General features: G+C 73.4%; 11 protein-coding genes. 2 read left to right on the top strand and 9 right to left on the bottom strand.

Annotation, left to right across the window (positions count from 1 at the left end):
- Nucleotides 1-79 precede the first annotated feature (79 nt).
- From KJK29_RS31340 to infC, 5 genes are all read right to left on the bottom strand, one after another.
- A complete protein-coding gene (locus KJK29_RS31340) occupies nucleotides 80-1,231 on the bottom strand; it encodes a sensor histidine kinase (protein ID WP_215122532.1) in 1,152 nt (383 codons plus the stop codon).
- A gap of 91 nt (nucleotides 1,232-1,322) precedes the next feature.
- Nucleotides 1,323-2,183: a TrmH family RNA methyltransferase gene (locus tag KJK29_RS31335; protein WP_215122531.1), complete on the bottom strand. Its 861-nt coding sequence runs from the start codon at nucleotides 2,181-2,183 to the stop codon at nucleotides 1,323-1,325.
- 91 nt (nucleotides 2,184-2,274) lie between these two features.
- Complete coding sequence (rplT, locus tag KJK29_RS31330) at nucleotides 2,275-2,658, bottom strand: 50S ribosomal protein L20 (protein WP_004002577.1); 384 nt, start codon at nucleotides 2,656-2,658, stop codon at nucleotides 2,275-2,277.
- Nucleotides 2,659-2,753: 95 nt separating this feature from the next.
- Nucleotides 2,754-2,948 carry a 50S ribosomal protein L35 gene (gene rpmI / locus KJK29_RS31325; RefSeq protein WP_003989075.1) on the bottom strand — a complete coding sequence of 65 codons (195 nt, stop codon included), beginning with the start codon at nucleotides 2,946-2,948 and terminating at the stop codon, nucleotides 2,754-2,756.
- Nucleotides 2,949-3,057: 109 nt separating this feature from the next.
- Nucleotides 3,058-3,708: a translation initiation factor IF-3 gene (gene infC / locus KJK29_RS31320; RefSeq protein WP_215124526.1), complete on the bottom strand. Its 651-nt coding sequence runs from the start codon at nucleotides 3,706-3,708 to the stop codon at nucleotides 3,058-3,060.
- A 394-nt stretch (nucleotides 3,709-4,102) separates the two neighbouring features.
- Here infC and KJK29_RS31315 point away from each other — a divergent pair, with 394 nt between their 5' ends.
- On the top strand, nucleotides 4,103-4,459 hold the full coding sequence (locus tag KJK29_RS31315; RefSeq protein WP_215122530.1) for a DUF1844 domain-containing protein: 357 nt from the start codon (nucleotides 4,103-4,105) through the stop codon (nucleotides 4,457-4,459).
- A gap of 63 nt (nucleotides 4,460-4,522) precedes the next feature.
- Here the strand turns inward: KJK29_RS31315 and KJK29_RS31310 are convergent, their stop codons facing one another.
- Genes KJK29_RS31310 through KJK29_RS39020 form a run of 3 tightly spaced genes read right to left on the bottom strand, consistent with a single transcriptional unit; the run spans nucleotide 4,523 to nucleotide 8,361 of the window.
- Nucleotides 4,523-5,251: an SseB family protein gene (locus KJK29_RS31310; RefSeq protein ID WP_215122529.1), complete on the bottom strand. Its 729-nt coding sequence runs from the start codon at nucleotides 5,249-5,251 to the stop codon at nucleotides 4,523-4,525.
- A 60-nt stretch (nucleotides 5,252-5,311) separates the two neighbouring features.
- Nucleotides 5,312-6,532 carry a type VII secretion-associated serine protease mycosin gene (mycP, locus tag KJK29_RS31305; RefSeq protein WP_370869171.1) on the bottom strand — a complete coding sequence of 407 codons (1,221 nt, stop codon included), beginning with the start codon at nucleotides 6,530-6,532 and terminating at the stop codon, nucleotides 5,312-5,314.
- Complete coding sequence (locus tag KJK29_RS39020; RefSeq protein WP_251057984.1) at nucleotides 6,529-8,361, bottom strand: hypothetical protein; 1,833 nt, start codon at nucleotides 8,359-8,361, stop codon at nucleotides 6,529-6,531. Before KJK29_RS39020 ends, mycP begins: the two co-directional genes overlap by 4 nt.
- Nucleotides 8,362-8,825: 464 nt before the next feature.
- Here KJK29_RS39020 and KJK29_RS31295 point away from each other — a divergent pair, with 464 nt between their 5' ends.
- Nucleotides 8,826-10,028, top strand: a complete 1,203-nt coding sequence (locus KJK29_RS31295; protein WP_215122528.1) for an amino acid deaminase/aldolase — start codon at nucleotides 8,826-8,828, stop codon at nucleotides 10,026-10,028.
- 5 nt (nucleotides 10,029-10,033) lie between these two features.
- Here the strand turns inward: KJK29_RS31295 and KJK29_RS31290 are convergent, their stop codons facing one another.
- Nucleotides 10,034-10,942: a DUF2510 domain-containing protein gene (locus KJK29_RS31290; RefSeq protein WP_215124523.1), complete on the bottom strand. Its 909-nt coding sequence runs from the start codon at nucleotides 10,940-10,942 to the stop codon at nucleotides 10,034-10,036.
- Nucleotides 10,943-10,967 lie beyond the last annotated feature (25 nt).

Genomic DNA, 10,967 nt, shown 5'->3' with positions numbered 1-10,967 from the left:
ATGGGCCGTGTGCAGGACACATGGGTGCCAATGGCCGAGTCTAACGGGGTGGAGGTATACGAATGCGCCCGCGGGCGGCTCAGGCGAGATAGGCCGGAGCGCTCACGGGCAACGTAAATCGGAACTCGGCGCCGGCGCCGGGCGCGCGGCCGACCGTGATGGTGCCGCCGTGGGCCTCGACGATGCCCTTGACGATGTAGAGCCCGAGGCCGGTGCCACCGCGCTTGCTGCCCCGCCAGAAGCGGGTGAAGACGCGGTTCATGGACTCCTCCGGGATGCCGGGCCCCTCGTCGCTCACCGTGACCGACGTGGCTGCGTTCTCGGCGAACTCTCCCTCGCGGAGGGACGCCGTGGCCGTGACGTCGATCGTGACAGTTCCCTCGCCGTGCCGCACGGCATTTTCCAGGAGGTTGCTGAGCACCTGGTCGATCTTGTCGGGGTCGGCCCACAGATCGGGCAGCGGCTGCTGGAGGCGCAGCAGGAACCGGTCGGCCGCCTGCCCGGCGGCGACGTAGGCCTGGATGTGCCGTCCGACGGCCGCGCCGATGTCGACGGGCTGGCGGCGCACCTCCAGCCGGCCGGAGTCGATCCGCGAGATGTCGAGCAGCTCGGCGATGAGCCGGGTGACCCGGTCGGCGTCGGCGTCGACGGTCTCCAGCATCAGCCGCTTCTGGTCGTCGGTGAAGCGTTCCCACTTGGCGAGCAGGGTGGCGGTGAAGCCCTTGACCGAGGTGAGCGGGGAGCGCAGTTCGTGGGCGACGGTGGCGATCAGCTCGGCGTGGCTGCGCTCGGTGCGGCGGCGGGCCTCGGTGTCGCGCAGGGTGACGATGAGACGCCGGACGGGCCCGGTGGGGCGGCTGCGGACGTAGCGCGCGGAGACCAGCACCTCACGCCCGCCGGGGAGCAGGAGGTTGCGCTCGGGCTGTCCGACCCGGATGGCGAGGCCGCCGTAGGGGTCGGTGAGCTGCCACCAGCGGCGGCCTTCCAGGTCCTCTAACGGCAGGGCTTTCTCGAGCCGCTGCCCGAGGGCGTCCCGGGCGGTGACGGCGGTGATGCGCTGGGCGGCGGCGTTGAAGCAGATGACGCGGCCCTGCTCGTCGGCGACGACGAGTCCGTCGGGGAGCTGGTCGGGGTCTATGCCGAGGCCGGCGAGATCACCGGGCGGCCCGAACGCGGCGGGCGGGTTCCCGGCGTCCTGGGCTCCCGGTGCGCTGCTCGTGCCGACGCTCATCCCCGTTCCCCACCTCTCAGGTTCCATGGGGGTCCCCCCTGCTCGAGCGCAGCCGACAGCTTGGGGGAGGGTCCCTGAGCTGGTCACCCTACTAGTTCCCGGTGACGGAACGGCACCCTCCGGCGGCGCGCTGTGCACGCGCGGACGCATAGAGACATACGGCCGCGGCGGTGGCGAGGTTCAGGCTCTCGGCCTTCCCGTGGATCGGGACCCGCACGACGGCGTCGGTGAGGGCGCGGGTCTCCTCGGGGAGGCCCCAGGCCTCGTTCCCGAAGACCCAGGCGGTCGGCTCGCCCATGGTGCCCTTGTCGAGCTCCTCGTCGAGGTCGCGGTCGCCCGCCCCGTCGGCGGCGAGGACCCGGACTCCGGCGGCCCGCAGCCTGTCGACGGCCTGCTCCACGGGGACGCCGACGGCGACGGGCAGATGGAACAGGGAACCGACGGAGGCGCGGACGGCCTTGGGGTTGTACACGTCGACGGAGGCGTCGGTCAGGACGACCGCCTCGGCGCCGGCGGCGTCCGCGCAGCGCAGTACGGTTCCGGCGTTGCCGGGGTCGCGGACGTTCGCGAGGAGGGCGACGAGCCGGGGCCGCGCCTGGAGGACCTCCTCGAAGGGCGTGTCCAGGAACCGGCAGACGCCGACGAGTCCCTGCGGGGTGACGGTGGTGGAGATGTCGGCGATGACCTGCTCGGAGGCGAGGTGCACGCGGGCGCCGGCGTCCCGGACCGCCCCCACGATGTCGGCGTACCGCTCGGCGGCCTCCACCGTCGCGAAGAGCTCCGTGAGCGTGGCCGTGTCCCCGGACCGGTGCCCGGCCGCCTCGCGCACGGCCTGCGGCCCCTCGGCGAGGAACAGCCGCTCCTTCCCCCGGAAGTTCCGCTTGGCCAGCCGCCGCGCGGCCAGCACGCGGGGTGAGCGGGGGGAGATGAGCTCGGGCGTGGCGGGGGACATCCTGTTCACTTTCTGCTCGCTGCACAGCAGGACCCGCAGGCCGTTCGGCCTGCGGGTCCTTGAATCACGTCGGCTTGCGGCCGGCGCGGCGTCACGCAGCCTTGGGCGCGTTGACGTCGCTCGGCAGCGCCTTCTGGGCGACCTCGACGAGCGCGGCGAACGCACCGGCGTCGTTGACGGCCAGCTCGGCCAGGATCTTGCGGTCGACCTCGACGTTCGCGGCCTTCAGACCCTGGATGAAGCGGTTGTACGTGATGCCGTTGGCGCGGGCAGCGGCGTTGATGCGCTGGATCCACAGCTGACGGAAGTCGCCCTTGCGCTTCTTGCGGTCGTTGTAGTTGTAGACCAGCGAGTGGGTGACCTGCTCCTTGGCCTTGCGGTACAGGCGCGAACGCTGACCGCGGTAGCCGGAGGCCTGCTCGAGGATCGCCCGGCGCTTCTTGTGGGCGTTCACTGCCCGCTTGACGCGTGCCACTTTTTAACTCCTTGTAGCGGGGCCGTGGTGGTCGTCACACGGCCCGAAATCGATTGGGTCCCGGTCCTGACGTACGGCGCTCGCGCGCCGATGCGTCACTTGCCGAGAAGCTTCTTGATCTTCTTGGCGTCGCCCGGGGCCATCTCGGCGTTGCCGGTGAGGCGGCGCGTCACACGGGACGACTTGTGCTCGAGCAGGTGGCGCTTGCCGGCACGCTCACGGAGCACCTTGCCGGAGCCGGTGACCTTGAAGCGCTTGCTGGACCCGCTGTGCGACTTGTTCTTCGGCATAGCGCCGTACTCTCCTCGTCGGTGGCGCTCCGGTGCCCGGTCGTGAAACCGGGCACGGTGGAGCGTCGTCTTGTTTCGATTGCTTCCTCGGGACTCGCGTCCCCAGGGGTCACGCCTCGGCGGGCTCCTCGGCCGGCGCCTCGACGTCCGCGTCGGCTTCCGCGGCGTTCTGCGAGCGGCCGGGGTTGGCCTTCGCTTCCGCCTTGCGGGCCTCCTGCGCCTGGCGAGCCTCGGCCATCGCCTCGGTCTTCTTCTTGTGCGGACCGAGGACCATGATCATGTTTCGGCCGTCCTGCTTCGGGTTCGACTCGACGAAACCGAGGTCCTGGACGTCCTCCGCGAGACGCTGCAGCAGTCGGTAGCCCAGCTCAGGCCGGGACTGCTCGCGACCACGGAACATGATCGTGATCTTGACCTTGTCGCCCTGCTTGAGGAACCGGACGACGTGACCCTTCTTGGTGTCATAGTCGTGCGGGTCGATCTTCGGCCGGAGCTTCATCTCCTTGATGACCGTGTGCGCCTGGTTCTTGCGCGCCTCACGGGCCTTCATGGCCGACTCGTACTTGAACTTCCCGTAGTCCATGAGCTTGCACACGGGCGGACGGGCATTCGCCGCGACCTCGACCAGGTCCAGGTCGTACTCCTGCGCAAGCTCCAGTGCCTTGGCCAGGGGGACGATGCCCACCTGCTCGCCACTGGGACCGACAAGTCGCACCTCGGGAACGCGAATCCGGTCGTTGATGCGGGGCTCGGCGCTGATGGATCCTCCTCGGTAGCACCACGCGACGGTCTGGCGGACGGCCGCGTAACGTCTCTATTCGATAGACCTAACCGCGCCGAAGCAGAAAAAATGCCCCGGACGATCCCAGGCGGGGCTCCTCGAACTACCGGAGCACCGCCGCGGTGACCGCGGGGCGCGCTTTCGGACGGATCGCCGCCGCTGGGACGGGATCGTCTGACCGGTGACCCGCCGCCCTGGGGGCGATCAGGTGGGAGTTCGAAAGCCTCCACTTGTGGGTCGGGCTCGCGGGCCGTGAGGCATACGGGTCCGACCGGTCGTTACACGAGGTTACCAGCAATGGCCAGGAACGGCTAATTGGTGCGCCGTGGGGCCTGGTGCGGCAGGGGGCCGCCCTGCGCCTATCGTGTGGGGCATGAGTGAGACCCCTCCTGAATCCCCCGACTTCGACGCCATGGCCCGCGACATCGCCGAGGTCCCGGCGGTCGAGGTGATCGTGACGGTCGCCGTCAACCTGATGAGCGCCGCCGCGGTGAAGCTCGGTCTGACCGAGGAGGGCGACAAGCACAAGGACCTGGACGAGGCCCGCAAGCTGGTGCACGCGCTGGCCGGCCTGCTGGACGCCTCCGCGACCGAGATCAGCTCCTTCCACGCCTCGCCGCTGCGCGACGGCCTGAAGTCGCTGCAGCTGGCGTTCCGCGAGGCGTCGCTGAGCCCGGACGAGCCGGGCCAGGGGCCGGGCGAGAAGTACACGGGCCCGGTCTACGGCTAGCCACTTCCACGGCCGGTCGCTTCTACGGCGGGTCACTGAGGCCGGCCGGGAGCGGCAGGTCCGTCAGCGTTCGAACAAGGGCTCGCCCGGGGGCGTCGCCTCGGCCGGCAGAAGTGCCAGGTCGAGGCCGCGCACCAGGCGGGCCCTCAGCGTTTCGTCGGCGGCGAGCCGCTCGGCGACGGACCGGGCGGCCTCGGCCGGGGTCGCGGACGGGGCGAGGACCAGAGCGAGGGTGCCGTCGGCGCGGCCCGGTCCGAGATGGGCGCGCAGGACGGCGGGCTCGGCGGCCACGGCCGCGCGTACGGCCGTGATCACGGCCGGGTCGGCCAGCGGGTCGGTGGTCGAGCGGCCCTCCGCGAGGGCGAGCAGCGCGGAGCCGGTGAGTTCGAAGGGCACGGGCCCGGCCAGATCCAGCACGACCGTGTCCGCCTTCTCGTGGGCGGCGGCCTGGAGCGCCTGGTGCAGGGGCACGGCGACGGGGCGGGCCGCCGGGTCCCAGCGGGCGAGGGACTCCGTGGACGTGAAGGCGGGCAAAGCGGTGCGGCTTCCGGCCTTCAGCGTCGGTACGGCCATGTCGCTGGTCTTCTCGTGGCGCAGTCCCCGCTCGTCCTCCTCGACCTCGCCGAGCACGGCCACGACGGGGACGAGCAGCCGGGCGCCCTTGAGGGCGTCGAGGACCGGGCCGACCGCGCCGCGGTCCTCCGACCAGGCGGTGAGGGCCGCGCTCAGCCGGGGGTCGGCGGAGCCGTCGTCGTCGGAGAAGCCGGAGTCGGGGATGTTCTTGTTCGCCACGGTCGTCGACCCTATCGGCCGGGTGCCGCCGCCTCGGCAGGGGTTGGGGTCCCTCGACGGCTAGAAGTCGTCGCGGTGCGTACGGCGGCCGCGCCACAGGACCACGGCCGCCACCAGCAGGACGCCACCGGCACTGCCCGCGAGAGGGGCGGCCCAGTCGGCGGTGTCGCCGCCCAAGGACTCGTCGTCCGGGCCGCTGCCGAAGTACTTCTCGCTGTGCGACACCGCGCGCAGGCCCTCCGGCTTCAGCCCGTCGGCGGCCTTGATGGCGGCGGCCGGGTCGATGAAGCCGAAGCCCCGGGAGTCGTCGCGGCCCCCGACGGGGGCGTTGCGGGCGGTGTCCTCGAGGAGCGACTTGATCTGGGCCGGGGTCAGGTCCGGGTGGGCGGCCTTGACCAGGGCGGCGGCGCCGGAGACGAAGGCGGCGGCGGCGCTGGTGCCCCAGCCCTCGTAGTACTTGTGGTCGGGGTCGGCGATGACGACGTCGACGCCGGGGGCGCTGACGGTGGCGTACCAGCGGCGGGTGGAGAAGGTGGCGCGGGTTCCGGAGCGGTCGACGGCGGTGGCGGCGATGACGCCCGGGTAGGCGGCCGGGTAGGAGATGTGGTCGCCCTTCTCGCCGCCGTTGCCCGAGGAGGCGACGACGACCACCCCCTTCTTCAGGGCGTACTGGATGGCCGCGTCCTCGGTGGGTTCGGGGTGGGCGGAGGCGGAGTCGTCGCCGAGGGAGAGGTTGATGACGTCGGCGCCGTGGTCGGCGGCCCAGCGGATGCCCTCGGCGAGGGCGTTGCCGCGGGTGCTGCGGGCCTTGGCGCGGGAGGGGTCGCCGTCCTCCAGGATCACGCGGACGGGGAGGATCTTTGCCTCGGGGGCGATGCCGAGGACGCCGTCGGCGTTGCCCGGGCCGTGTCCGTGGCCGGCGATGATGCCGGCCATGGCGGTGCCGTGCCGGGCCCAGGCGCGCTCGCCCGGCTCGGCTCCGAAGCCGACCAGGTCCTTGCCGGTGAGGACATTGCCGACCAGGTCGGGGTGGTCGGCCTCGACACCGGTGTCCAGGACGGCGACGGTGATGCCGTCGCCCTTGGTGGTCTGCCAGGCCTCCTGGGTGTGCATGGCCTCCAGGGCCCACTGCTGGGCGCGGATGCTGTCGGCGTGGGCGGCGGGGGCGGGCAGGAGGACGAGGCCCGCGGCGAGCAGGACGCCGAGGGCTCCGGCCCGCCGGGTCGCGACGGCTCGCCGTGGCGCGAAGGCTTGTCCGGCCGGGCGGCTTACGGCTTTCACGACGGCTGCTCCGTGGCCGAGCGGACGTTTCTGCGGAGGTCGCGTTCGACGCGGTCGGCGAGGCCCTGCGCCTCGTTGCCGAGGCCGGCCTGGGCCGGGGCGGTGGTGGCGTTCGGCTCCATGGCGTCCTCGGCGGGCTGCGGGTCGTCGACGGTGCGGCCGTCGGCCCAGCCGGAGACGGCGTAGACGACGACCGGGGCCTCGGTGAGCACGGAGACGGTCCAGGCGGCTCGCTGTCCCCTGCCGAAGTCGGCGGCGGGGGTGTTCTTCGCGGCGTACGGCAGGGGCATCAGGTCGCTGCGGCGGTCCAGGCGCTCCTTGCGGAAACGGTTCGCGAGGGAGGTCATGCCCGGGGCGTCGGCCGTGGTGAAGAGCAGGCCGACGGTGGTCACGTAGCTCTGGGTGGCGTCGGTGTAGGTGGCGCGCAGGAGCCGCTCGCAGCCGACGGGGGCGAGGGCCTTGCGCAGCAGGGGGTCGAAGGCGTCCTCGCAGCCGCTGTCGGGGGCGACGGCGATACGGGTCCAGGTGCGGTCGGCGCCGCCGGGGCCGGCGCCCTTGCCCTGCACGGTGGGCGGGAAGAGCTGGTCGACGGGGACGCTGTGCCAGAGGCTCCCGGCCGTGGAGAAGGTGCTGCGCGAGCCCTCCTCGCCGGAGTCCCCGATCAGCCAGCTGCCGGTGACGGCACCCGAGATGAGTCCCAGCCCGAGCACGAGACAGGCGGCGGCAGCGGCGGCCTGCGACGCACCGCGTCGGCCGAGCAGGCGGGGCCGGGCGTCGTCGTCGTACACCTCGGGCTGCCCGAACGACACGACGGGCCGGGCGCCGGTGAGTGTCCCGCCGGGGGTCAGGGGGCCGCTCGCGCTCCAGGAGAAGGCCGGGTCGGGCGAGACGCGGGGGGACTCCGGGGGCGGAGGGGCCGGGGTCGCGGGGCGGGGGCGCTGGGTGGGCGCGGGCGGCATGCTCATCGCGGGCATGGCACCGGAACCGGCATCGGCTCCGCCGAGCAGGCCCGTACCGGCCTGCGGCTCACGGGTGGGGCGCGGCGGGGTGCCGGGGCGTACGGGACCGGGACGGCCGGAGGTTCCGGCGGTTCCGGCGGTTCCGGCGGTTCCGGCGGTTTCGGCGGGTGCCGGGTCTGCGGGGATCGGCCGCAGGCGCCGGGTCGTCTCCGCCGCGTCCTCGGCGGGAGCGCCGGCACGGCGCGGCGCGGGGAGCGGCCCGGGCCGTCCGGAGGCGCCCGGCAGGTGACCGGGGCGCGGAGGGGTGGCAGGCGGTGTGGCCGACTTGTTCGACTCAGGGCGGACGCCGAGCGGGGTGGACGGCCCATTCGACTCGGGGCGGGCGCCGGGGGGCGTGGACGGCCTGTTCGACTCGGGGCGGACGCCAGGCCGGGTGGACGGCTTGTTCGGCTCTGACCGGGCCTCGGGGCGAGCGCCGGGCGGCGTGTCCGGGAAGCGGGCGGAGGCGAACGGCGGGGGCGTGGACGGCCTGTTCGACTCGGGGCGGACGCCGGGCCGGGTGGACGGCTTGTTCGGCTCTGGCCGGGTCTCGGGGCGGACGCCGGGCGGCGTGTCCGGGAAGCGGGCGGAGGCGAGCGGCGGGGGCGGGGTCGTCGACTCCGTGCGCTCGGGCGCGGTGGCACCGAGGCTCGGGAAGCGGGGGCGCCCGTTCGAACCGCCAACGGAACCGGAGGAGCCCGGACCGGTGCCGTCGCCTGACGATGAGCCACCCGCGCCGATACGCCCACGGGACGTGGCCCGGTCCTCGGTGGCAGAGTCCGTCGAGGTGGCCTCGCGCGCCGAGGAGGGGCCCTGCGTCTCTGTCGTCATGCCGCCGGCGTCGAAGAACCCACGCCCGTCCGACACACCACGCGTCCTGGTCGGCCGGCCGGGGTCAGAAGAGTCGAGCGGGTCCGCGGGCGACGCGGCGTCGTCCGTGGGTGTCGTGTTCTCCGGGGGGTGTGGGGGACGCGGTGGGCTGGTGGGGCGTGGGGGGAAAGGGGCACGCCGCGCTTCCGTGCTCATGCACCCCCCGTTTCCTCGTGCCCGGGCCGCTGCGTTCTGCGCGGGCCGGTGGCGTCCTGCCCGAGGCCCGGCACGTAATCGTCCCGGGCACACATACCCGTACGGACGGAGCGTCATCCCGGCGCGGATCCCCGGCCGGCCCGTTCCGCCGTACGTGCGCGTCACTCTACGGCTTGTTCCTGCGGATACGGGAACCAGTCCACGAGCCCGGGGCATCTGCCCGGAACGTCCCCCTACCCTGCGGTAATCCAGTCTGGCAGGCTGCGTTCATGACTGCGCGCGCCGCCGACCGGGCCCGTTACGACCGGGCCACAGCCCATCTCGACGCCCCTCTCGCGATCGTGGACCTGGAGGCCTTCGACGCCAACGCCGCCGATCTGGTCCGCCGCGCCGGGGGCAAGCCCGTACGGGTCGCCAGCAAGTCCGTGCGGTGCCGGGCGCTGCTGGAACGCGTCCTGGCCCGGGACGGTTTCGCCGGGATCATGTCCTTCACGCTCGCCGAGTCGCTGTGGCTGGCCCGCTCGGGGTTCGAGGACGTGCTGCTCGCCTACCCGTCGGCCGACCGTGCCGCGTACGCCGAGCTGGCCGGTGATCCCAAGCTCGCCGCCGCCGTCACCGTCATGGTCGACGATGTCGCGCAGCTCGATCTGATCGACGCCTCGCGGGGCGGTGGGCGTGAAGTGGTGCGGGTGTGCCTGGAGTTGGACACGTCCCTGCGGCTGCTCGGTGGGCGCGTGCGCGTCGGGGCCCGGCGTTCGCCGCTGCACTCCCCCGCGCAGGTCGCGGACGTGGCCCGGGCCGTGGCCCGGCGGCCCGGCTTCGAGGTCGTGGGGATCATGGCGTACGAGGGACACGTCGCCGGTGTCGGGGACGCGGTGGCGGGGCGCCCGCTGCGCTCGCGTGCCGTGCGGCTGATGCAGGCCGCCGCCAGGCGTGAACTCGCCGAGCGGCGTGCGGAGGTGGTGCGCGCGGTGCGGGCCGTGGTGCCGGGGCTTGAGTTCGTCAACGGCGGCGGCACCGGCTCGGTGCAGCACACGGCGGCGGAGGACTCGGTGACCGAGATCGCCGCCGGCTCGGGGCTGTACGTGCCGCGGCTGTTCGACAACTACACGTCGTTCAGCGGCCGTCCGGCGGCCCTGTTCGCCCAGCCGGTCGTACGGCGGCCCGGGGTGGGCGTGGTGACCGTGCTCGGTGGCGGGTATCCCGCGTCCGGTGCCGCCGGGGCGGACCGGTCGCCCGTGCCGTATCTGCCCGAGGGGCTGCGCTACGACCCTCAGGAGGGGGCCGGTGAGGTGCAGACGCCGCTGCTCGGCTCTCCGGCCGACGATCTGCTGATCGGTGACAAGGTCTGGTTCCGGCACGCGAAGGCCGGTGAGCTGTGCGAGCGGTTCGACCAGCTGCGGCTGATCGAGGGCGACGCGGTGACGGCGACCGTGCCGACCTATCGCGGCGAGGGACACACCTTCCTGTAACCGCGTCAGTCCGAGGGGCCGATGCTGCTGCCGACGCCGCCGCCCGTGTCCGCGTCGCCGACCGGGCGGATGCCCTTGGTGACGCGGTCCATGTCGGCGAGCGGCGGTCCGTCCTCGCCCGCGTCGAAGACGTACCGGACGAGGACCGGTGACTCGGTGCCGACGCTGGAGGGGAAGACGAGCGACTGGACGTAGCCGCCCGGCCCCTTGGCGGTGTGGACGCGCCAGCGCACGAAGTACCCGGCGCGGCCCGCCACCGCGACCGGCCCGGACTTCACGACCTCGTGGGATTCCATGCCCCCGTGCGGCTTGCGGCCGATCCGGTCGCGGTCGTAGGCCTCCTCGGCCGCCTCGGAGATGTCCGCCTTGGCGAGGGCCTCGGGGGACTTCTCGTCGTTCGCGGTGACCGTGCGGGAGACGACGAGGCCGTGGCGGCAGACGGTGCCGTCGCCGGGGCAGTCGTATGTGCCGTCCGTCGTCATGACGACGTCGTCCTCGGCGACGTGCTGCGGGCGGACCCAGCCGTCGAGCAGCGGGAAGGTGACGCCGTTGAGCTGGTCCTCGACGACGGCCGGGTCGTCGGCGGAGGGCTCGGAGGAAGACGTCTCCGGAGTCGGCTCCGAGGGGTCCGACGCCGTGGGGCCGGGGGCGGTCGGAACCGTCCTCGTCTCCGCGCCGCTGTCGTCGCCGCCGGCGAGGACCAGGGCTCCGGTGACGATCGCCGCGACCAGGACCGCCCCGGCGGTGACGAGGGCGACCGTCTTCGCGCGCCCGGTGCCGCCGCCCGGGGGCGGGGGCACCGGGCCCGCGGTGCCCCCCGGCGCGCGGCGGTGCTCGGTCCAGGCCGTGCCGTCCCACCAGCGTTCCAGATGGGGGCCGTGCGGGTCGGGATACCAGCCGGGCGGCGGCGTCATGCTCATCCCGGCACTCTAGAGCCAG

The organism is Streptomyces koelreuteriae, assembly GCF_018604545.1.
GTDB lineage: Bacteria > Actinomycetota > Actinomycetes > Streptomycetales > Streptomycetaceae > Streptomyces > Streptomyces koelreuteriae.
The sequence above is the reverse complement of the archived record's forward strand: the minus strand, read 5'-3'. Positions and strand labels throughout refer to the sequence as shown.

Coding starts and splice junctions, on each gene's coding strand:
- KJK29_RS31340 (WP_215122532.1), bottom strand. CDS start 1,231: ATGAGCGTCGGCACGAGCAGCGCACCGGGAGCCCAGGACGCCGGGAAC.
- KJK29_RS31335 (WP_215122531.1), bottom strand. CDS start 2,183: ATGTCCCCCGCCACGCCCGAGCTCATCTCCCCCCGCTCACCCCGCGTG.
- rpmI (WP_003989075.1), bottom strand. CDS start 2,948: ATGCCGAAGAACAAGTCGCACAGCGGGTCCAGCAAGCGCTTCAAGGTC.
- KJK29_RS31315 (WP_215122530.1), top strand. CDS start 4,103: ATGAGTGAGACCCCTCCTGAATCCCCCGACTTCGACGCCATGGCCCGC.
- KJK29_RS39020 (WP_251057984.1), bottom strand. CDS start 8,361: ATGACGACAGAGACGCAGGGCCCCTCCTCGGCGCGCGAGGCCACCTCG.
- KJK29_RS31295 (WP_215122528.1), top strand. CDS start 8,826: ATGACTGCGCGCGCCGCCGACCGGGCCCGTTACGACCGGGCCACAGCC.
- KJK29_RS31290 (WP_215124523.1), bottom strand. CDS start 10,942: ATGACGCCGCCGCCCGGCTGGTATCCCGACCCGCACGGCCCCCATCTG.